This is a genomic window from Streptococcus oralis (assembly GCF_019929365.1).
GTDB classification, from domain to species: domain Bacteria; phylum Bacillota; class Bacilli; order Lactobacillales; family Streptococcaceae; genus Streptococcus; species Streptococcus oralis_BT.
The window spans coordinates 1-21,336 of sequence record NZ_JAHZPH010000004.1; the positions used below are offsets into that span (position 1 = coordinate 1).

Here is a 21,336-nt window from a genome sequence, read left to right on the forward strand (position 1 = left end):
CCGTGAAAAGGCGGTGTCTTAACCCCTTGACCAACGGACCTTGAGCTTTTCAACTCTTTCTATTATACCTACTTTTTCCTCTTTGTCAAGAACTTTTTTAATCTCCTATACAAATTTTTCTATGATAATAGAAAAGAGCCAGTTTAACTGACTCTCTCTATTTTGTTTGCCAATTAGTCGCACGTTCCTCTCCCCACCAGTAAGGAATCAACTCGGCAACTTTGATTGTTTTTCTTATTTTGTAGTCCATCATGAACTCTGCTTCTTTATTTTCAGCATTCAATTCTAAGAGAAATTCTCTGCATGCGCCACAGGGCATACCTGATCCTTCGCCGTAGGGAGGTTTATCTCGAAAGACGAGGACTTTCTTAACTTTAGTTTGTCCCGAAAATTGATACATATTGAAGAGAGCTGCTCGTTCTGCGCAGAGATGAAAAACGCCACAAGTGCCCTCCATACAAAATCCTGTGAATATCTGACCATCTTCCGCTTCTACCGCGGCAACGACATGGTTAGCATAAACAAAGTCAGAAACTTCATGGGGATTGTATAGTATTTGTGCTTCTTCATACATCTTTTCCCAGATATCCATTTGGCAGTCCTTTTTATTTAGAAATCTCTTTCAGCATGTTATCGATATGCTGGATTGACTTTTTACGTCCGAGCAAGAAAATGGTGTCTGGCAATTCTGGACCATGCATTTCCCCTGATACAGCAATACGAATAGGCATGAAGAGGTTTTTTCCTTTAATACCTGTTTCTTTTTGGACTGCTTTGATTTGTGGGAAGATGTTTTCTGTCACGAATTCTTCATCTGTCATAGCTTCTAGTTTTGCTTTGAAGGCTTCTAGAACAACAGGAACGGTTTCTCCTGCCATGACCTCGTGCTCAGCGTCTGTCAACTCTGGGAAATCTGAGAAGAAAAGGTCTGTCAGTGGAACAATCTCGTCTACTGACTTCATTTGTGGCTTGTAGAGTTCTACCATTTTTTCAGATTTATCAGTCAAACGTCCTGCTTCTTCTAAGTATGGTTTGGCCATTTCAAAGATGGTTGTCAAGTCAGCTCTCTTGATATAGTCGTTGCTCATCCAGTCTAGTTTCTTCTGATCGAAGGCAGCTGGTGACTTGCTGAGACGATTTTCATCAAAGAGCTTAATCAATTCCTCACGAGAGAAGATTTCATCTTCGCCACCAGGATTCCAACCGAGTAGGGCGATAAAGTTAAAGACTGCTTCTGGAAGGTACCCTTTCTTACGATAGTCTTCGATAAACTGAAGGGTGTTGGTGTCACGTTTAGACAATTTTTTACCCGTTTCAGAGTTGATAATCAAAGTCATGTGACCGAATTCTGGGGCTTCCCAACCAAGCGCTTCATAGACCATGAGTTGTTTTGGAGTATTAGCAATATGGTCATCACCGCGGATAACGTGAGAGATTTGCATATCGTGGTCATCGATGACAACGGCAAAGTTGTAAGTTGGGTATCCGTCTTTCTTTTGAATCACCCAGTCACCACCGATGTTGCCGCCTTCAAACTCGATATCACCTTTGACCATATCGTGCCATTTGTAGATACCTGACTCATTAACAGCCAAACGAACGGTTGGAATGATACCAGCTGCTTCACGTTCTGCAATGTACGCAGCTTTTTCCTCTTCACTCATACCAAGGTATTCATTGATGTAACGAGGTGTTTCGCCAGCTGCTTCTTGACGTTCGCGCTCAGCCGCCAACTCTTCTTCTGTAACGTATGATTTGTAGGCTTTTCCTTCGGCTAGCAATTGATCGATGTATTTTTGATAGAGTTCCAAACGCTCTGATTGGCGGTAGTTTGCATGTGTTTCTGGACTTTCATCCCAGTCCATGCCTAACCAACGAAGGTTTTCAAGCTGTGAACGCTCACCGTCTTCGACGTGGCGCTTACGGTCAGTATCCTCGATACGGATGATAAAGGTTCCACCATGATGGCGTGCGTAAAGGTAGTTAAACAATGCTGTACGGGCATTTCCGATGTGTAGTAGTCCTGTTGGACTTGGTGCGTAGCGTACGCGGATATCTTTTGACATAGTTTCTCCTATAAAGTCTCTAGGCGTCTGCCTTTTTGCTTTCTATATTATATCACAAGTCTCGCCTGAGTCCAATGTCTACGAATAAAGAGAGTAAAAAAGAGTGGACAAGCCACTCTTTTCTTCTGTTATAGACGTGCGTTAAGCTCTTTGCTCAATTCTTCAAATCCTGGTTTTCCAAGAAGGGCAAACATGTTACGTTTGTAGGCTTCAACACCTGGTTGGTCAAATGGGTTGATGGCATTCAAGTAACCTGAAAGGGCAATTGCCAATTCGAAGAAGTAGATAGTGTAGCCAAGAGTGAAGGCATCTTGCTCAGGAAGAGTCACATACATGTTTGGTACGTCACCATCTGTGTGAGCAAGAAGAACACCGTCAGTCGCTTTTTTGTTTACAAAGTCAACGTCTTTTCCTTGAAGGTAACCAAGTCCGTCAAGGTCTTCTTCCAAAGCAGGAATGATCACGTTCTTACGTGGTTTGTCAACACGGACAACTGTTTCAAACATGATACGAGTTCCTTCTTGGATAAATTGACCAAGTGAGTGCAAGTCAGTTGAGAAGTTTGCTGAAGTTGGGTAAATACCTTTTTGGTCTTTCCCTTCTGATTCACCAGCCAATTGTTTCCACCATTCTGAGAAGTATTGAAGTGATGGCTCATAGTTTACCAAGATTTCAGTAGCGTAGCCTTTACGGTAAAGGATGTTACGAACTGCTGCGTATTGGTAAGCTTCATTTTCAGCAATCTTGTCTGAAGTGTAGTCTTTACGAGCTGCATTCGCACCTTCCATAAGGGCTTTGATGTCTGCACCTGATGCTGCGATTGGAAGCAATCCAACTGCTGTCAATACTGAGAAACGTCCACCGATGTCATCTGGAACCACAAATGTTTCCCAACCGTTAGCGTCTGCTTCAACCTTAACAGCACCTTTTTGGCGGTCAGTTGTTGCATAGATACGTTTGTTTGCTTCTTCTTGACCGTATTTCTTAACCAAGAGTTCTTTGAAGACGCGGAAAGCGATGGCTGGTTCAGTTGTTGTACCTGATTTAGAAATCACGTTTACTGAGAAGTCTTTGTCAGCTACATACTCTACCAAGTCAGCAAGGTAAGTAGATGAGATTGAGTTTCCTGCGTAAAGGATTTGTGGAGCTTTGCGTTCTTCTTTTGTTTGCAAGTTAGCAAAGTGGTGGTTCAAGAAGTCAATAGCTGCTTTGGCACCAAGGTAAGATCCACCGATACCGATTACAACCAAGACATCGCTGTCTGATTTGATTTGCTCAGCAGCTTTCAAGATGCGGTCGAATTCTTCGCGGTCATAATTTTCAGGAAGGTCCAACCAACCCAAAAAGTCGCTACCCGCACCAGTTCCTTTACGAATCAATTCGTCTGCAGCTGTTACTTGTGCTTGCATGTATTCCACTTCATGTGGGGCAACAAATTTGTCTAAAACTTTTGAATAATCAAATTTAATATGTGACATGATAATCCTCCAAAATTTCTTCTTTTCTATCATAACGCTTACCTTCGATTTTTTCAAGCTTTTTTATTGAATTTGCCCAATTTTTATCAGAATTCAAACGTTTGCGTAAATTTGCTGAAATATAAAAAATCTGAAAGAACGAATAAAAACGGCTAGATATGCTAACCGTTACAATTCATTTAATAAATACTCAAATAGTTCTAAATTGCCGTCTTCTTCATTGACCAGAAACTCTGGATGCCACTGCAAACCGATGATACGGTGCTCGTCGATAGACTCAATCGCTTCAATAGTCTGGTCTCGAGGATCCACCGCTGTCACACGGAAATTAGGCGCCAGATCTTTAATACTTTGACGATGGACTGAGTTGACCTGACTTTCTTTTCCGAACAACTTAGCCACCACGCTTCCTTCTACTGTCTCAATAGAATGAGAGGTTCCAAAAGGCAAACCTTGCCAATGACCTTCAATTTCTTGGTGAAGAGTGCCACCAAAAGCAACATTGACCAGCTGAACCCCACGGCAGATTGCCAAAATGGGCTTATTCTGATGAAGTGCTTCTCTCAAGAGTGCCAATTCAAATTCATCACGGACTAGGTTGTAATCGTCGCTCTCAATGGTCTTTTTCTCTCCATAGAACTGAGGATGGACATTTTGCCCACCTGTCAAGATGAGTTTGTCGATCATTTCCACATAATCGCGAACAATGGACTCATCTCCTACAGGAATCACTAAAGGGAGACCGCCGACTTGACGAATGCTCTCTGCAAATTTACAGGATACAGATGAGTGGATGTTTTTCCCTTCTGCATCTACAGGACATAGATTTGCAGCAACTCCTACAACCGTTCTAGCCATGATGTGTCTCCTTTCAATTTTCTAACGATAGTCCTATCTTATCATTCAAGCTCTCTGCTGTCTAATATGTTTTTTTAAAGACCGTGATAAGTATTTTTTATGGATAAGAAAGAAGTTGCCCAAGAGGACAACTTCTTTCTTATTCGAAGACAAATTGATTGTGATACAGTTCTGAGTAGAAGCCGCCGAGCTTGAGCAACTCGTGATGATTTCCACGTTCAATGACCTCTCCATCTTTGAGGACAATAATCTGATCGGCATTGAGGATGGTCTTGAGACGATGGGCAATGACAAAACTGGTTCGTCCTGCCACAACCGCCTCCATGGCATGTTGAATCTTGCTTTCTGTTACGGTATCCACATTGGAAGTCGCTTCATCTAAGATTAAAACTTGGGGATCTGTCATCAAGGTCCGAGCAATGGAAATCAATTGTTTCTGACCAGTTGAGAAGATGTTTTGCTCATCATCAATAAGGGTATCATACTTATCAGGCAAGCTTTCGATATAGTCATGGATATGAGTTGCCTTAGCAGCTGCTTCGACCATTTCCTGACTGGCATCTGGCACACCAAAGCGGATATTGTCCCGAATCGTTCCACTAAATAAGACCGAATCCTGCAAGACAATACCTACCTTGCTCCGCAGGCTATCCAAGTCGTAGCCACGGATGTCTTTGCCATCAAAGCAAATGCTACCTGCATCCACATCATAGAAACGATTGATGAGGTTCATGATGGTCGTTTTCCCTGAACCAGTCGGACCGACAACTGCTATCATCTGCCCTTTAGGAGCTGAAATGCTAACATCTTTTAAAATCGGCTTGTCTGGCACATAAGAGAAATCAATGTGACTGATTTCAACACCTTCTCGCAATTCCGTGAAGGCTGGTGCATTTTGCGGGCGAATCTCTTCTTCTGCATCGAACATTTCTTGGATACGATCCGCCCCAGTAAAGGCCAACTGGAGGCTTCCCCAACTCGCAGCCACCTGGATAATTGGCTGGTAGTACTGCTGAGAAAATTGGGTAAACATGACGATCAAACCTAGGGCTGTCGTTGTTTCGATACTTGGATCGTTCAGCAAGACCGCAGAACCCGCAAAAATGACGATGGCTGTGTTGACCAAACTCATCCCATTCATAACTGGAAAGAGGATGCCTGAGAACATTCTTCCTTTAAAGGTTGCCTTGCGCACGCGCTCATTTCGCTCCACAAAGCCTGCTACGATGTCGTTTTGAATTCCTTGTACGATAACAGCTTTCTGCCCTGAAATACTTTCATCCATATAGGCGTTGAGTTTCCCAACCTCTTTTTGCTGGAGATTGGTGTACTTGCGGGCCATTTTCACAATGAAGACCAACATGAGAAAGGCCACTGGGGTGCTGGCTACTGTTATCAGGGCTAGTGTCACATTTCTTGAAAACATGACAAAAATTAAACCGATGTAAAGAGCAATATTACTCATAACCTGAACTAGACTTTCATTGAAGGCTTGAAGGATATTGTCTAAGTCACTCGTGAAGCGAGAGAGGATGTCACCATCCTGGTGGCGGTCAAAGAAAGAAACCGTCAAACGAGAAAGTTTGCCAAAGAGGCCCTTACGCATCTCATTAGTTGACTCAGCAATTACACGGGTCATCAAGGCCATGTAAATCAAACTGGACACTACCAAAACCAGCACAACCAGGGCTAGATTCAGCATCAGAGCTGACAAACTTTGCCAGGCTAGTTCGGAAGTCCCATTTTGATAAGCTAGAACTAGGTTAGCAAGCTCTGTTACTGCTTGGCCTGAAAAAACTGGAAAGAGGGCTTGGGCAATCGTCGCAACTGCAACCATCAGAATCACAATGGCAAAGGAGAGCTTGTAAACTTTAAAATAATTCCAGAAAAATCGAACTGTTTTCATTTTATTCCTCCTTTCCCTTCTGTGTTTCGTAGATTTCGCGGTAGATGGCATTGTTAGCTACCAAGTCTGCATGCCGTCCTTCTCCAATCAATCGCCCTTGGTCCAAGACCAAAATCTTGTCCGCATGGACGACTGAACTGATCTTTTGAGCGATGATAATCGTTGTTGTCCCTTTCAGGTCTTTGTTCAAAGCCTCCTGAACGAGTCTCTCTGACTTAGCATCCAAGGCCGAAGTCGAATCGTCAAAAATCAGGATACGGGGATTGCTGACAATCCCTCGGGCAATCGACATCCGTTGTTTTTGTCCACCAGAAAAGTTGGTGCCCCGTTCTTCAACCTGACTCTCAAATTTGTTTTCCATGCGTCCGATAAATTCACTGGCTTGGGCAATCCGCGCCGCGCGTTCAAGTTCGGATACGCTGGCATTGCCTTTTCCTTGACGAAGATTATCTGCAATGGTCCCACTAAAGAGAATAGCACGTTGCAAGACAATGGAAACTGTTTTACGCAAGGTTCCCTCACTGACATCCCGAATGTCCTTGCCACCAATCTTGATAGAACCCTCCTGTGGATCAAAAAGTCGTGGAATCAACTGAGCTAGAGTGGACTTCCCTGCTCCAGTCGCCCCAACCACACCGACCATCTGACCTGGTGCAACTTCAAAACTTACATTCTTAAGCATGGGCTCTTCATCGGTAGGATAAGTGAAGGTCACATTTTCAAAAGAGAGACTTCCTTCTAGATCCTCATCTGGAAGATCCTTAAAAGTCATCGCTGGCTCGGTATCTAGAACCTCACGGATACGCATCATCGAAATCATAGCCCGACTGACAGAATTCCCTAAAAATCCAACCATGACGATTGTAAAGATAATCTGACTGAGATAGTTAACAAAGGAAGCAATAGAACCAACGACTGACGGATCCGACTGAGCCATTCCCGCAACCAACCAGATGGAGAGGAAAACCGCTCCGTACCCAATGAGCATCATAAAAGGTTCCACTACTGAAAAGGCATAGCCAATATAAATATTTTGTCCCAGAAGCTCATCTGAGACCTCAGTAAACTTATCAAATTGCTCTTTTTCCTGCACAAAGGATTTGACCACACGCACACCACGTAGATTTTCCTTGGCGATGGCATTAATTCGTTCAAGAAGAGTTTGAAACTTGGCGAAGCGCGGCCCCATCATCCCCATCATGATACCTGTAAGCGCAAAAATTAGCACTACCATAAGGACAATTACCCACCAAAGCGAAGGCAGGGTGTGAACCGCTAAGATAAAGGAACCAATAAAAAGCAAAGGAAGACGGAAAAGGATTTGGAAAACCATCATCACCATGTTCTGAATTTGGTTGATATCATTGGTCATGCGGACAACCAGATTCCCAGCATTAAACCGCTCAATGTTGGCATAAGAAAAGGTTTGGATCTTACGAAAAGCATCTTCCCGAAGATCTGAAGATACTCCCTGAGCGATATAGGCTGCAAGAATAACATTGACACCACCTGCAACCAAACCCACGAGGGCTACTCCTATCAACCATGCCCCAATACTATAAATAGCCTCATGTCGGCCAGCCAGTAGAGCATCTAAAACCTCCTGCAAATAGCGAGGTTGCAAGAGCGAGCTCGCAACCATCAAGCCTGTCATCACAAAGGATGCCAAGGCTTGCCATTTATAGGCTTTAATTTTTTCAATCAGCATACTTCCTCCTAATCAGATAGACAAAAGGGAGTGACGAAATTCGCCAGCTCCTCTCATTCTTTCATGTTGATGCTATTCTAGCAAAAAAGAGGAGTCTTGTCAAAGGCGTTTTCTTATTACAAATTAGTGCGCTTTCACTCGCAAGTAATGCATGAAAAGGCTTTTTATGGTAAAATGAAAAGAAGAACTCTTAAAAGGAGGAAAAGATGAAGAAACAAACCATCGCTGTCTTGGGTCCTGGCTCTTGGGGAACTGCCCTTTCGCAGGTCCTAAACGACAATGGACACGAGGTTCGAATTTGGGGAAATATTCCTGACCAAATCGATGAAATCAATAGCCAACATACAAACAAACGCTACTTTAAAGACATCCTACTCGACGAAAACATCAAAGCTTATCATGACTTGGAAGAAACACTAAAGGATGTGGATGCTGTTTTATTTGTTGTCCCAACAAAAGTAACGAGACTGGTTGCCCAACAAGTAGCAAAGGTACTCGATCACAAGGTTGTCATCATGCATGCCTCCAAAGGCTTGGAACCAGATAGTCACAAACGTCTGTCAACTATTCTTGAAGAGGAAATTCCAACTAACCTTCGTAGTGACATTGTCGTTGTTTCAGGTCCTAGCCACGCTGAGGAAACCATTGTACGGGATATTACCTTGATCACCGCAGCCTCTAAAGACCTTGAAACTGCCCAGTACGTTCAAAATCTCTTTAGCAATCACTACTTCCGCCTCTATACCAATACGGATGTTATCGGGGTTGAAACCGCTGGTGCTCTTAAAAACATCATTGCAGTTGGTGCAGGTGCATTACATGGCCTAGGATTTGGCGACAATGCCAAGGCAGCCATCATCGCCCGTGGCTTAGCTGAAATCACCCGTCTGGGGGTAGCTCTTGGGGCTAATCCTCTGACTTATAGCGGTCTTTCTGGAGTTGGTGATTTGATTGTGACGGGGACATCTGTCCACTCTCGTAACTGGAGAGCCGGTGATGCCCTCGGTCGTGGAGAATCTCTCGCAGACATCGAAGCAAACATGGGCATGGTTATTGAAGGAATTTCAACGACTCGAGCAGCTTACGAACTAGCTCAGGAACTGGATGTCTACATGCCAATCACACAAGCCATTTACCGAGTTATCTATGAAGGTGTCAATATCAAAGAAGCAATCACTGACATCATGAACAACGAATTTAAAGCAGAAAACGAATGGTCTTAGACCCTTATAGAAAGGAACATTATGAAACAAAAAGTCAGAAAAGCAGTCATCCCTGCCGCTGGATTGGGAACTCGTTTCCTCCCTGCAACTAAGGCCTTGGCCAAGGAAATGTTGCCAATCGTAGACAAACCTACTATCCAGTTTATCGTTGAAGAAGCTCTCAAGTCTGGAATCGAGGATATCTTGGTTGTTACAGGTAAGTCAAAACGTTCCATCGAGGACCACTTTGACTCAAACTTCGAATTGGAATACAACCTCAAAGAAAAAGGGAAAACAGATCTTTTGAAGCTAGTTGATGAAACAACTGGCATGCGTCTGCATTTTATCCGCCAAACTCATCCACGCGGTCTCGGAGATGCTGTTTTGCAAGCCAAAGCTTTCGTCGGAAATGAACCTTTTGTCGTGATGCTTGGGGATGACTTGATGGATATCACTAATGAAAAGGCTGTTCCGCTCACCAAACAACTCATGGATGACTATGAACATACCCACGCGTCTACTATTGCTGTCATGCCAGTCCCTCACGATGAGGTATCTGCCTATGGAGTTATTGATCCACAAGGCGAAGGAAAAGACGGTCTTTACAGCGTTGAAACTTTCGTTGAAAAGCCAGCTCCAGAGGACGCTCCTAGTGATCTCGCTATCATCGGACGCTACCTCCTTACACCTGAGATTTTCCAAATTCTCGAAAACCAAGCTCCAGGTGCAGGAAATGAAATTCAGCTGACAGATGCGATTGACACCCTCAATAAAACACAACGTGTATTTGCTCGTGAGTTCAAGGGAGCTCGTTACGATGTCGGAGACAAGTTTGGCTTTATGAAAACATCCATCGACTACGCTCTGAGACACCCTCAAGTCAAAGATGATTTGAAAGACTACCTCATCCAACTTGGAAAAGAGTTAGCTGGAGAGAAGTTAAAAAAATAATCTATAACAAAAGAAGAACTAGGATGGTTGACTATCCTAGTTCTTCTTTTGTTTATCTGACTATTAGTCACATAATAAAAAGCACCGAATCGGTGCGCACTTTTTCAAGTTGTGTACGGACAAAAGCCTTATTTTAACTTTGCTGTGTTGTTTCGAATGGTTCCAACATCTAAATTATATACCATTCTTTTAAAAATAGCAAGAGAACATCTATATAAAATAGAATAACATTTTATTTTTACAACTATAAAAAATTATATTGAAAACGTTTTATAATTTGTTGCTTTTAATAGTAAAAAGATATATAATTTAGCTAAAGTTAATATATTAGCACTTGCTGATACAACTTTTAAATCACAATAAAACGGAGAGCAATAGATGACTAAAAAACCTTACTCTATCGGACTTGATATCGGAACTAACAGCGTCGGATGGGCCGTCATTACAGATGACTATAAAGTCCCATCCAAAAAGATGAAAGTTTTGGGCAATACCGATAAACACTTTATCAAGAAAAATCTCATCGGGGCTCTATTGTTTGATGAGGGGACTACTGCTGAGGCTAGACGCCTTAAACGAACAGCACGTCGTCGCTATACCCGTCGGAAAAATCGTCTTCGCTATCTTCAAGAAATCTTTGCTGAGGAAATGAGCAAGGTGGATAGTAGTTTCTTTCATCGATTGGATGACTCCTTTTTAATTCCTGAAGATAAGAGAGGAAGTAAATATCCTATTTTTGCTACCTTGGCAGAAGAAAAAGAATACCATAAGCAATTTCCAACTATCTATCATTTGAGAAAACATCTGGCAGACTCAAAAGAGAAAGCTGACTTGCGCTTGATTTATCTAGCATTAGCTCATATGATTAAATACCGTGGGCATTTTTTATATGAAGAAGCTTTCGATATTAAAAACAATGATACCCAAAAAATCTTTAACGAGTTTACAAGCATTTACGACAACACCTTTGAAGGAAGTTCACTTAGTGAGCAAAGTGTACAAGTTGAAGCAATTTTTACTGATAAAATTAGTAAATCTGCAAAGAGAGAACGCGTTCTAAAACTCTTTCCAGATGAAAAGTCCACTGGTCTCTTTTCAGAATTTCTCAAACTAATCGTAGGAAATCAAGCTGATTTTAAAAAACATTTTAACTTAGAAGAAAAGGCACCATTACAATTTTCTAAAGACACCTGTGATGAGGATTTGGAAAACTTGCTTGGACAAATTGGAGATGACTTTGCAGACCTTTTCCTAGTCGCCAAAAAACTCTATGATGCCATTCTTCTATCAGGAATCTTAACTGTCACAGATCTATCTACTAAGGCACCACTGTCAGCATCTATGATTGAGCGCTATGAAAATCATCAAAAAGACTTGGCAGCTTTAAAACAATTCATCAAAAACAATCTTCCAGAAAAATATGTTGAAGTTTTTTCTGACCAATCTAAAGATGGGTATACTGGATATATCGAGGGCAAGACCACACAAGAATCCTTTTACAAATATATCAAAAATCTTCTCTCTAAATTCGAAGGAGTAGATTATTTCCTTGAGAAAATTGAACGTGAAGATTTCTTGAGAAAACAACGTACCTTTGATAATGGTTCTATTCCTCATCAAATTCATCTTCAAGAAATGAATGCCATTCTCCGTCGGCAAGAGGAACATTATCCATTTCTGAAGAAAAACAGAGAAAAGATTGAGAAAATCTTAACCTTCCGTATTCCTTATTACGTTGGTCCATTAGCTCGAGGAAAACGTGATTTTGCTTGGCTTACTCGAAATTCTGATGAAGCAATAAGACCTTGGAATTTCGAAGAAATTGTTGATAAAGCAATCTCTGCGGAAGACTTCATCAATAAGATGACTAACTATGACTTGTATCTCCCAGAGGAAAAAGTTTTGCCTAAGCACAGCCTGTTGTATGAAACATTTGCTGTCTATAATGAATTAACAAAAGTAAAATTTATTGCAGAAGGTTTAACAAGGTATCAGTTTTTAGACAAAAAGCAAAAGAAAGATATTTTTTATACATTTTTTAAAGCCGAGGATAAAAGAAAAGTAACTGAAAAAGACATCATCCATTATCTACACACTGTTGATGGCTACGATGGAATCGAACTAAAAGGAATGGAGAAGCAATTTAACGCAAGTCTCTCTACTTATCATGATTTACTCAAAATCATCAAGGATAAAGAGTTTATGGATGACCCTAAAAATGAAGAGATTCTTGAAAATATTGTCCATACTCTAACTATCTTTGAAGACCGCAAGATGATTAAGCAACGCCTTGCTCAATATAATTCTCTCTTTGATGAAAAAGTAATCAAGGCACTGACTCGTCGACATTATACTGGTTGGGGAAAACTCTCTGCTAAGCTAATTAACGGCATCTGCAATAAACAAACTGGCAAAACGATTCTTGATTATCTGATCAATGACGATTACAACAATCGTAACTTTATGCAGTTAATCAATGATGACAGACTTTCTTTCAAGGAAATTATCCAAAAGGCACAAGTCGTTGGCAAAACAGATGATTTGAAGCAAGTTGTTCAAGAACTTCCAGGAAGCCCTGCCATTAAAAAGGGAATTTTACAAAGTATCAAGATTGTTGATGAACTTGTTAAGGTTATGGGGCATGCTCCTGAATCCATTGTGATTGAAATGGCTCGAGAAAATCAAACTACTGCCAGAGGGAAAAAGAATTCCCAACAAAGATATAAACGCATTGAAGATTCACTGAAAATATTAGCATCTGGGCTTGATTCAAATATATTAAAAGAAAATCCAACAGATAATAATCAACTTCAAAACGACCGCCTCTTCCTTTACTATCTCCAAAATGGAAAAGATATGTACACAGGGGAAGCTCTTGACATCAATCAATTAAGTAGCTATGACATTGACCACATCATCCCTCAGGCCTTTATAAAGGACGATTCTCTCGATAACCGCATCTTAACCAAATCAAAGGAAAATCGTGGTAAATCTGATAATGTTCCTAGTCTGGAGGTTGTTCAAAAAAGAAAAGCTTTTTGGCAACAATTGTTGGATTCTAAGTTGATTTCAGAACGTAAATTTAATAATTTAACCAAAGATGAACGTGGTGGACTAGATGAACGTGATAAAGTTGGCTTTATCAAGCGTCAGTTGGTTGAAACGCGTCAAATCACAAAACATGTTGCACAGATTTTGGATGTCCGCTTCAATACAGAAGTGAATGAGAAAAACCAGAAGATTCGTACCGTCAAAATCATCACTTTGAAATCCAATCTAGTTTCCAACTTCCGTAAAGAATTTAGGTTATACAAGGTGCGGGAAATCAATGACTACCACCACGCGCATGATGCCTATTTAAATGCAGTGGTTGCTAAGGCTATCCTTAAGAAATATCCTAAACTAGAGCCTGAATTCGTCTATGGGAACTATCAAAAGTACGATCTTAAGAGATACATCTCAAGATCCAAAGACCCTAAAGAAATCGAAAAAGCAACTGAAAAGTATTTCTTCTACTCAAACTTGTTGAACTTCTTTAAAGAGGAAGTACATTACGCAGACGGAACTATCGTAAAAAGAGAGAATATCGAATACTCCAAAGACACTGGAGAAATCGCTTGGAATAAGGAAAAAGATTTCGCAACCATCAAAAAAGTACTTTCCTATCCACAGGTGAATATTGTGAAGAAGACAGAAATTCAGACACATGGTCTAGACAGAGGTAAGCCTAAAGGATTGTTCAATTCTAATCCATCTCCTAAACCATCAGAAGGTAGTAAAGAAAATCTTGTTCCAATTAAACAAGGACTTGATCCACGAAAATACGGTGGTTACGCTGGTATTTCTAACTCATACGCGATCTTAGTTAAAGCTATTATCGAAAAAGGAGCGAAAAAACAACAAAAGACAATTCTTGAGTTTCAAGGTATCTCTATTTTAGATAAAATAAATTTTGAAAATAACAAGGAAAACTATCTTCTTGAAAAAGGATATATAAAAATTCTTTCAACTATTACATTGCCTAAGTATAGTTTGTTTGAGTTTCCTGATGGTACAAGAAGGAGGCTAGCAAGTATTCTATCAACAAACAATAAACGAGGAGAAATTCATAAAGGTAATGAATTGGTCATCCCCGAAAAGTATACGACTCTTTTGTATCATGCTAAGAATATTAATAAGGCACTCGAACCAGAACACTTAGAGTATGTTGAGAAATATAGGGATGAGTTTGCCAAACTCTTAGATTATGTACTTGATTTTAACGAAAAGTATGTTGGGGCGTTAAAAAATGGAGAGAGAATCCGGCAAGCATTTACAGATTGGGAAACAGTAGATATCAAAGAATTGTGTTTCAGCTTCATTGGTCCAGAAAATAGTAAAAATGCTGGTTTATTCGAATTGACATCACAAGGAAGCGCCTCTGATTTCGAATTTTTAGGAGTAAAAATTCCACGATACAGGGACTATACACCTTCATCACTCCTCGACACCACCCTCATTCACCAATCCATCACTGGTCTCTACGAGACTAGGATTGACTTAAGCAAACTAGGAGAAGACTAATGGGATGGAGAACCGTTATAGTCAATACACACTCTAAACTTTCCTACAAGAACAATCACTTAATTTTTAAAGATGCCTCTCGGACAGAGTTAATTCACCTGTCCGAGGTGGATATCTTACTTTTGGAGACGACAGATATCGTACTCTCAACCATGTTGATTAAGCGATTGGTGGATGAAAATATTCTGGTCATCTTTTGTGATGATAAACGCCTGCCAACCGCATACTTAATGCCCTACTACGGTCGGCACGATTCCAGTTTGCAACTCTCTCGTCAAATCACATGGAACGAGAAGGCTAAAGCACAAGTTTGGACCACCATTATTGCACAAAAAATTCTCAATCAGGCTTTTTATCTGGGGAGTTGTGGTTTTCTGGAAAAATCTCAGTCCGTCATCGATCTCTATCATGGGTTGGATTTGTTTGATCCGAGCAATCGTGAGGGACATGCTGCTCGGATTTATTTTAATACCTTGTTTGGAAATGATTTTAGTCGTGAGCAGGATAATGATGTCAATGCCGCCTTGGACTACGGTTACACCTTGATTTTGAGTATGTTTGCGCGTGAGATTGTGTTGTCTGGCTGTATGACCCAATTTGGATTGAAACATGCTAATCAGTTTAATCAATTCAACCTAGCTAGCGATATCATGGAACCTTTTCGTCCGATTATTGACAGAATCGTCTATGAAAATCGAAACAGTTCTTTTGTCAAAATCAAGCGAGAACTTTTCACTATTTTCTCGGACACCTTCCACTACAATGGCAAGGATATGTATTTGACCAATATCGTCAGCGACTATACTAAGAAAGTCATTCAAGCTCTCAATCAACCGGAGAAAGGAGTTCCTGAGTTTAGGATATGAGTTATCGATATATGCGTATGATTTTAATGTTTGATATGCCCGTTGATACAGCAGAGGAACGTAAGGTCTATCGGAAATTTCGCAAGTTCCTCATAGATGAGGGATTTATCATGCACCAATTCTCCATCTATAGCAAGCTTTTGCTTAATAACTCTGCTAATAACGCCATGATTGAGCGACTCAAAACTCATAATCCCAAAAAAGGAAACATTACTCTCTTAACCGTTACAGAAAAGCAATTTTCTCGCATGATTTACTTAAATGGTGAGCGAAATACCAGCGTAGCAAACTCCGATGCACGTTTAGTTTTTCTAGGAGAGGAGCCTAGAGATGAAGATTAATTTCCCATTATTGGATGAACCATTAGCTATTGAAAATACAACCTTTTTAGTATTGGAAGACCAGTTTACCTTTTCAACTATCGTCAAGCAGTTCTACCAATATACTGATGATGGGGAGTTGAAGTTGTTTGATAGAAATCTAAAGGCTCTGAAAGAGTCCGAGTTACTAGTGATAACGGATGTCTTAGGATACAATCTCAACTCACCTGCTATGCTCAAGCTGATACATGCGGATCTTGAAAATCAACTCAATGACAAACCAGAAGTCAAATCCATGATTGAAAAGCTGGTAGCTACGATAACAGAATTGCTGGCATTTGAGTGCTTGGAAAACGAACTAGACCTAGAGTACGATGAAATCACCATTCTAGAGTTGATCGATGCGTTAGGGGTCAAAGTGGAAACTCTAAGTGATACACCTTTTGAAAAGATGCTAGAAATTGTTCAGGTTTTTAAATATCTTTCCAAAAAGAAACTCCTTGTTTTCATCAATGCGACCGCCTATCTATCAAAGGATGAGTTAGTAAATCTGATAGAGTATATCCAACTCAATCAACTAAGAGTCTTATTTGTTGAACCTCGAAAAGTCTATGATTTTCCGCAGTATGTGCTGGATCAAGACTATTTCTTGAATCCTGAAAATATGGTATAATAAGAGTAACAATTGGAATCAGACGAACTGAAGTCTGGCTGGGACGAATGGCGCGATTACGAAATTTCGTGAGAAAAATTTTTCTACGAGGTTTTAGAGCTGTGTTGTTTCGAATGGTTCCAAAACATATTTTTCATCTGGAACGGCAAAGTTATTGTTTTAGAGCTGTGTTGTTTCGAATGGTTCCAAAACGGGAGTGCAATACTTCTCTATGGCCAACAAGTTTTAGAGCTGTGTTGTTTCGAATGGTTCCAAAACGAAGTATCTGTTTAAGAGGTTCATCGACAAGTTTTAGAGCTGTGTTGTTTCGAATGGTTCCAAAACGGAAGCCTATGCTAATGCGTGGCAGTTCTCGTTTTAGAGCTGTGTTGTTTCGAATGGTTCCAAAACTTATTCTGAAGCCAGACTATGCAGTCAAACGTTTTAGAGCTGTGTTGTTTCGAATGGTTCCAAAACTGTGGTCAGCAGTTCTATACCTGTAGCCTGGTTTTAGAGCTGTGTTGTTTCGAATGGTTCCAAAACTTGCGTTTTGCTTATCAATTGGCATACTGTGTTTTAGAGCTGTGTTGTTTCGAATGGTTCCAAAACCAAGGTATTCCTGGAGCAGCTGGACGCGACGTTTTAGAGCTGTGTTGTTTCGAATGGTTCCAAAACAATGAGTTATAAGAATTACAAGCGACATCTGTTTTAGAGCTGTGTTGTTTCGAATGGTTCCAAAACTTATTCTGAAGCCAGACTATGCAGTCAAACGTTTTAGAGCTGTGTTGTTTCGAATGGTTCCAAAACTTTATTCTTAGCTAATGTAATACATACGTCGTTTTAGAGCTGTGTTGTTTCGAATGGTTCCAAAACCTAGGCTTTTTTCCTTCTTTGGATTGGGGTGTTTTAGAGCTGTGTTGTTTCGAATGGTTCCAAAACTGTGGTCAGCAGTTCTATACCTGTAGCCTGGTTTTAGAGCTGTGTTGTTTCGAATGGTTCCAAAACTTGCGTTTTGCTTATCAATTGGCATACTGTGTTTTAGAGCTGTGTTGTTTCGAATGGTTCCAAAACCAAGGTATTCCTGGAGCAGCTGGACGCGACGTTTTAGAGCTGTGTTGTTTCGAATGGTTCCAAAACCCAGGCATATTCTCCTTTTGGGGTCTTAGGTTTTAGAGCTGTGTTGTTTCGAATGGTTCCAAAACTGTTTTAGTTGCTCCATCTAAGACCCCAAAGTTTTAGAGCTGTGTTGTTTCGAATGGTTCCAAAACCTGCGCTGGTGTGTCCGCTGGCATAACGGCGTTTTAGAGCTGTGTTGTTTCGAATGGTTCCAAAACTTTTGCATGCCTGAATAACTCATATTTATAGTTTTAGAGCTGTGTTGTTTCGAATGGTTCCAAAACGAGCAAGTACGCTTGCCTTGTCCATGTTAGGTTTTAGAGCTGTGTTGTTTCGAATGGTTCCAAAACTATTTTAAATGGGTTAGCCAATTTGAATTGTTTTAGAGCTGTGCTGTTTCGAATGGTTCCAAAACTTCTGCATACCTGAATAACTCATATTGACGGTTTTAGAGCTGTGCTGTTTCGAATGGTTCCAAAACAGATTCTCTAGTAATTGGGAAATAGCGTTTGTTTTAGAGCTGTGCTGTTTCGAATGGTTCCAAAACCTTCTGCCTTCTGTTTCTGTTCCTTAATTTCGTTTTAGAGCTGTGCTGTTTCGAATGGTTCCAAAACATGTTATCAATTTTGAGACAATGGAAAGCAGTTTTAGAGCTGTGCTGTTTCGAATGGTTCCAAAACAAATAACGACCTTCACCTCATGCAATCTACGTTTTAGAGCTGTGCTGTTTCGAATGGTTCCAAAACGAAAATGCCGACCGTAGAAGTCGAAGAAAGGTTTTAGAGCTGTGCTGTTTCGAATGGTTCCAAAACATGTGAGATTTGGGGTGTATGTTATAAGCAGTTTTAGAGCTGTGCTGTTTCGAATGGTTCCAAAACTAAACAAGTGAAAGGTATTCTTGCTTCTAAGTTTTAGAGCTGTGCTGTTTCGAATGGTTCCAAAACCAGTCGTCCGCTTCCTTGCTTTCCATGTATGTTTTAGAGCTGTGCTGTTTCGAATGGTTCCAAAACATGAAGTATTTAAAAAATATCCAATCGACAGTTTTAGAGCTGTGCTGTTTCGAATGGTTCCAAAACTCGCATTTATTACATAGCACATAATAGAAAGTTTTAGAGCTGTGCTGTTTCGAATGGTTCCAAAACCCACTGTTCCTGAATCAAAGCGACATTTCTGTTTTAGAGCTGTGCTGTTTCGAATGGTTCAAACTTACATAAAAAGCTACTCAAAAAATGAGTAGCTTTTTAACTATTCCAACCCTACACATAGCTCATTCCCTTATAGCAAAGGAAAACGGCTAGTGCGATAAAAAGTACGGTTGCCCCGATTCGCTGGCTGGTACTATACATCTTTCTCTCCCATTTAACTGGAAAAATGACTGCTAGAAAAGCACCGCCTACTGCACCACCAATATGCCCTGCTAGGCTGATTCCTGGAATCAGAATACTTCCAATGATATTTATAACGAAAAGCGTCAGGTAGGATTGCCCTAACTGCTGGATATAGGGGCTGCGAGTCGCATAGCGCAAAACGATAATCGCAGCAAATAGTCCGTAAAGAGAAGTGGAGGCCCCTGCTGCTAGGACTTTCGGTGTGAAAGCAAACACAAAGAGGTTGCCCATCATTCCTGATAAGAGATAGAGAAAGAAAAACTGCTTAGAGCCGAAAATCTCCTCCACCTGTTGTCCAAGAAAGTAGAGAGAAATCATATTGACAATGAAATGCTCCCATCCAATATGCACAAATATAGCCGAAAATAGGCGCCAAATCTGCTCTGGGAACAGGCGAATGATCGGTCCATACATAGCTCCAAACTGAAACAGAGTTTTGACTTGATCAAAGTTGATACCCGTAGTAATCAGCATCAGTAGAAATACAAAGCCAGTCACTAGGAGAAAAAAACTAGTCACAGAGTAGCGTTTATCAAAGATTTCCTTCATAGATTAGCACCTCCTGGACGGGAATATCATGGTTTTCCGAGTTAAACTCCTGAACTTGACAAGGATAGATTGTACTCATGGTATGCCCAGCAAAATGTTCCAGATAGCGGTCATAGTAGCCTCCACCATATCCAATCCGATAGCCCTCTGTTGTAAAAGCCAAGCCCGGAACATGAATTAAATCAATCTGAGACGGTTCCACCACTTCCAAGTCTCCTTGCGGTTCCAGTAAACCAAAGGAAGTTTTTACCAACTGCTGCGGATCGTAGACCACAAAATCCATCCGCCCCTTGGGATAGGTTTTGGGTATCAGAACCTTTTTGCCGTCCTTCAGCGCCCGCTTGATCAATCCTTGCGTTTGAAATTCATGAGGGAAGGAGAGATAGGTTGCGATGGTCTTGGCTTTTTGGTAAAAAGGGTGTTGTAAAAAACGCTCAGTTAAAGCTCGATCCATAGCCTGTTTTTGCTCCTGAGATAGAGCCTTCATTTCTTGCAAAATTTTCTTGCGTAGTTCTGCTTTCATAGACAATTCCTCTACTCTGCTGCCTTCTTTTTCAAGAAACTAGAGACCGCATCTACCCCAATGGCTAAGGCCTCTTCCTTAGGGCTCATCTGAGGGTGATGAAGGGCGTAGGGACTATCGATACCTAGCCAGAACATAACGCCATCTACCTTCGAAAGGAGATAACCAAAGTCCTCACCAGTCATAGCCGGCTCGATATCAATCAACTCAATCCCGTCTTTCTCTTCAAAAAAGTCTATCAGTTCACGCGCCAAGGCTGGATGGTTCTCAACAGGTAGGTAGCCTCCTTGCTTGAGTTCCACTTCGACTTCCATATCAAAGGCTGCTGCAACCCCTTCTGCGACTGTCTTGACTCTTTTTTGTACCAAGAGACTCATTTCCTGAGTCAAGGCCCGAATGGTTCCATGCAAAAAGGCTGTGTCTGTAATGACATTGTTGGTTGTTCCAGCTTGGAAAAGGCCAAAGGTCACCACCGCTCCCTCGATTGGATTGACATTGCGGCTGACAACTGACTGTACTTGGGTCACAAAGTAACTAGCAGCAACCAAGGCGTCATTGGCTTCATGCGGAAAAGCTGCGTGTCCTCCTTTTCCTTTGAAACGGATCTTAACCTCGCAAGTTCCAGCAAAAAGCGTGTGAGTATTGGTCGCAATCTGGCCGACTTTCAGATCCGGGCGAACATGGAGCCCATAAAACTGATCTGGTAGCCAGTCCCCAAAAGCACCATCCTCATACATGAGCATACCTCCAGCTTCATTTTCTTCAGCAGGCTGAAATAGGAAGAGCAAATTATTCTTGGGTTGCTCCTCAAGGGCGCGTTCTAGACAGCCCAAGGCAATAGCCATATGAAAATCATGGCCACAAGCATGCATACGACCTTGATGTTGGGAAGAAAAAGAAAGGCCTGTTTGTTCGACGATAGGCAGACCGTCAATGTCTGTTCGCCAACCAATGGTCCGCTCCGGCTGACTTCCCTGCAAATAAACCAAAATACCTGTCCGCCAAGTACGAACTTGAACAAATCCCTTGCCCACTGTCAATTTCTCAATCACATCCAGCAAATAAGCCTGAGTCTCGAACTCCTCCAAGCCAATCTCTGGAATCTGGTGTAAATCTCGTCTAGTCTGAATCAAATCTAACATCTATCGATCCTCCTTTTGATAGAAGAAAGAGGCTGGAAAAAGGGTTCC

General features: G+C 41.2%; 15 protein-coding genes and 1 CRISPR repeat array. Of the genes, 6 read left to right on the forward strand and 9 right to left on the reverse strand.

Annotation, left to right across the window (positions count from 1 at the left end; translation table 11 throughout):
* Nucleotides 1-157 precede the first annotated feature (157 nt).
* The 6 genes from K1I53_RS06270 to K1I53_RS06295 all read right to left on the reverse strand — a co-directional run bounded on the left by K1I53_RS06270 (nt 158) and on the right by K1I53_RS06295 (nt 8,016).
* Entirely contained in the window at nt 158-592 is a 435-nt protein-coding gene (locus K1I53_RS06270) for a cytidine deaminase family protein (RefSeq protein WP_223328768.1), read from the reverse strand.
* A gap of 13 nt (nt 593-605) precedes the next feature.
* Nucleotides 606-2,066 (reverse strand): glutamate--tRNA ligase, encoded by a 1,461-nt coding sequence (gene gltX, locus K1I53_RS06275; RefSeq protein WP_223328769.1) that lies wholly within the window; start codon nt 2,064-2,066, stop codon nt 606-608.
* Nucleotides 2,067-2,194: 128 nt separating this feature from the next.
* Nucleotides 2,195-3,544 (reverse strand): glucose-6-phosphate isomerase, encoded by a 1,350-nt coding sequence (locus K1I53_RS06280; RefSeq protein ID WP_223328770.1) that lies wholly within the window; start codon nt 3,542-3,544, stop codon nt 2,195-2,197.
* A gap of 168 nt (nt 3,545-3,712) precedes the next feature.
* Nucleotides 3,713-4,402: a gamma-glutamyl-gamma-aminobutyrate hydrolase family protein gene (locus K1I53_RS06285; RefSeq protein WP_000124765.1), complete on the reverse strand. Its 690-nt coding sequence runs from the start codon at nt 4,400-4,402 to the stop codon at nt 3,713-3,715.
* A 139-nt stretch (nt 4,403-4,541) separates the two neighbouring features.
* Nucleotides 4,542-6,308 carry an ABC transporter ATP-binding protein gene (locus tag K1I53_RS06290; protein ID WP_223328771.1) on the reverse strand — a complete coding sequence of 589 codons (1,767 nt, stop codon included), beginning with the start codon at nt 6,306-6,308 and terminating at the stop codon, nt 4,542-4,544.
* A gap of 1 nt (nt 6,309) precedes the next feature.
* A complete protein-coding gene (locus K1I53_RS06295; protein WP_125450478.1) occupies nt 6,310-8,016 on the reverse strand; it encodes an ABC transporter ATP-binding protein in 1,707 nt (568 codons plus the stop codon).
* Between the two features lie 206 nt (nt 8,017-8,222).
* Between K1I53_RS06295 and K1I53_RS06300 the strand changes: the two genes are divergently transcribed.
* The 6 genes from K1I53_RS06300 (at nt 8,223) to csn2 (ending at nt 16,591) form a co-directional block, all read left to right on the forward strand.
* Nucleotides 8,223-9,239 (forward strand): NAD(P)H-dependent glycerol-3-phosphate dehydrogenase, encoded by a 1,017-nt coding sequence (locus K1I53_RS06300; RefSeq protein WP_223328772.1) that lies wholly within the window; start codon nt 8,223-8,225, stop codon nt 9,237-9,239.
* 21 nt (nt 9,240-9,260) lie between these two features.
* Nucleotides 9,261-10,169, forward strand: coding sequence for a UTP--glucose-1-phosphate uridylyltransferase GalU (gene galU, locus K1I53_RS06305; RefSeq protein ID WP_125454160.1), 909 nt, complete (start codon nt 9,261-9,263; stop codon nt 10,167-10,169).
* A 378-nt stretch (nt 10,170-10,547) separates the two neighbouring features.
* Entirely contained in the window at nt 10,548-14,732 is a 4,185-nt protein-coding gene (cas9, locus tag K1I53_RS06310; protein ID WP_223328773.1) for a type II CRISPR RNA-guided endonuclease Cas9, read from the forward strand.
* Nucleotides 14,732-15,598, forward strand: a complete 867-nt coding sequence (cas1, locus tag K1I53_RS06315) for a type II CRISPR-associated endonuclease Cas1 (RefSeq protein ID WP_223328774.1) — start codon at nt 14,732-14,734, stop codon at nt 15,596-15,598. The genes cas9 and cas1 overlap by 1 nt, the downstream gene beginning before the upstream one ends.
* On the forward strand, nt 15,595-15,939 hold the full coding sequence (gene cas2, locus K1I53_RS06320; protein ID WP_223328775.1) for a CRISPR-associated endonuclease Cas2: 345 nt from the start codon (nt 15,595-15,597) through the stop codon (nt 15,937-15,939). Before cas1 ends, cas2 begins: the two co-directional genes overlap by 4 nt.
* Entirely contained in the window at nt 15,929-16,591 is a 663-nt protein-coding gene (gene csn2 / locus K1I53_RS06325) for a type II-A CRISPR-associated protein Csn2 (RefSeq protein WP_223328776.1), read from the forward strand. The genes cas2 and csn2 overlap by 11 nt, the downstream gene beginning before the upstream one ends.
* 90 nt (nt 16,592-16,681) lie before the next feature.
* Nucleotides 16,682-18,894: direct repeats of the CRISPR family, unit length 36 nt; unit sequence GTTTTAGAGCTGTGTTGTTTCGAATGGTTCCAAAAC.
* 48 nt (nt 18,895-18,942) lie between these two features.
* Here the strand turns inward: csn2 and K1I53_RS06330 are convergent.
* The 3 genes from K1I53_RS06330 to K1I53_RS06340 are packed head-to-tail and all read right to left on the reverse strand — an operon-like array spanning nt 18,943 to nt 21,288.
* Complete coding sequence (locus K1I53_RS06330; protein ID WP_223328777.1) at nt 18,943-19,623, reverse strand: rhomboid family intramembrane serine protease; 681 nt, start codon at nt 19,621-19,623, stop codon at nt 18,943-18,945.
* Nucleotides 19,607-20,146 carry a 5-formyltetrahydrofolate cyclo-ligase gene (locus K1I53_RS06335; protein WP_223328778.1) on the reverse strand — a complete coding sequence of 180 codons (540 nt, stop codon included), beginning with the start codon at nt 20,144-20,146 and terminating at the stop codon, nt 19,607-19,609. The genes K1I53_RS06330 and K1I53_RS06335 overlap by 17 nt, the downstream gene beginning before the upstream one ends.
* Before the next feature lie 11 nt (nt 20,147-20,157).
* Entirely contained in the window at nt 20,158-21,288 is a 1,131-nt protein-coding gene (locus K1I53_RS06340; RefSeq protein ID WP_223328779.1) for an N-acetyldiaminopimelate deacetylase, read from the reverse strand.
* Between the last annotated feature and the right edge of the window lie 48 nt (nt 21,289-21,336).

Excerpts from the sequence above, each read along its gene's own strand:
- K1I53_RS06270 (WP_223328768.1), bottom strand. The coding sequence starts at position 592 with ATGGATATCTGGGAAAAGATGTATGAAGAAGCACAAATACTATACAAT.
- gltX (WP_223328769.1), bottom strand. The coding sequence starts at position 2,066 with ATGTCAAAAGATATCCGCGTACGCTACGCACCAAGTCCAACAGGACTA.
- K1I53_RS06280 (WP_223328770.1), bottom strand. The coding sequence starts at position 3,544 with ATGTCACATATTAAATTTGATTATTCAAAAGTTTTAGACAAATTTGTT.
- K1I53_RS06285 (WP_000124765.1), bottom strand. The coding sequence starts at position 4,402 with ATGGCTAGAACGGTTGTAGGAGTTGCTGCAAATCTATGTCCTGTAGAT.
- K1I53_RS06290 (WP_223328771.1), bottom strand. The coding sequence starts at position 6,308 with ATGAAAACAGTTCGATTTTTCTGGAATTATTTTAAAGTTTACAAGCTC.
- K1I53_RS06295 (WP_125450478.1), bottom strand. The coding sequence starts at position 8,016 with ATGCTGATTGAAAAAATTAAAGCCTATAAATGGCAAGCCTTGGCATCC.
- K1I53_RS06300 (WP_223328772.1), top strand. The coding sequence starts at position 8,223 with ATGAAGAAACAAACCATCGCTGTCTTGGGTCCTGGCTCTTGGGGAACT.
- galU (WP_125454160.1), top strand. The coding sequence starts at position 9,261 with ATGAAACAAAAAGTCAGAAAAGCAGTCATCCCTGCCGCTGGATTGGGA.
- cas9 (WP_223328773.1), top strand. The coding sequence starts at position 10,548 with ATGACTAAAAAACCTTACTCTATCGGACTTGATATCGGAACTAACAGC.
- cas1 (WP_223328774.1), top strand. The coding sequence starts at position 14,732 with ATGGGATGGAGAACCGTTATAGTCAATACACACTCTAAACTTTCCTAC.
- cas2 (WP_223328775.1), top strand. The coding sequence starts at position 15,595 with ATGAGTTATCGATATATGCGTATGATTTTAATGTTTGATATGCCCGTT.
- csn2 (WP_223328776.1), top strand. The coding sequence starts at position 15,929 with ATGAAGATTAATTTCCCATTATTGGATGAACCATTAGCTATTGAAAAT.
- K1I53_RS06330 (WP_223328777.1), bottom strand. The coding sequence starts at position 19,623 with ATGAAGGAAATCTTTGATAAACGCTACTCTGTGACTAGTTTTTTTCTC.
- K1I53_RS06335 (WP_223328778.1), bottom strand. The coding sequence starts at position 20,146 with ATGAAAGCAGAACTACGCAAGAAAATTTTGCAAGAAATGAAGGCTCTA.
- K1I53_RS06340 (WP_223328779.1), bottom strand. The coding sequence starts at position 21,288 with ATGTTAGATTTGATTCAGACTAGACGAGATTTACACCAGATTCCAGAG.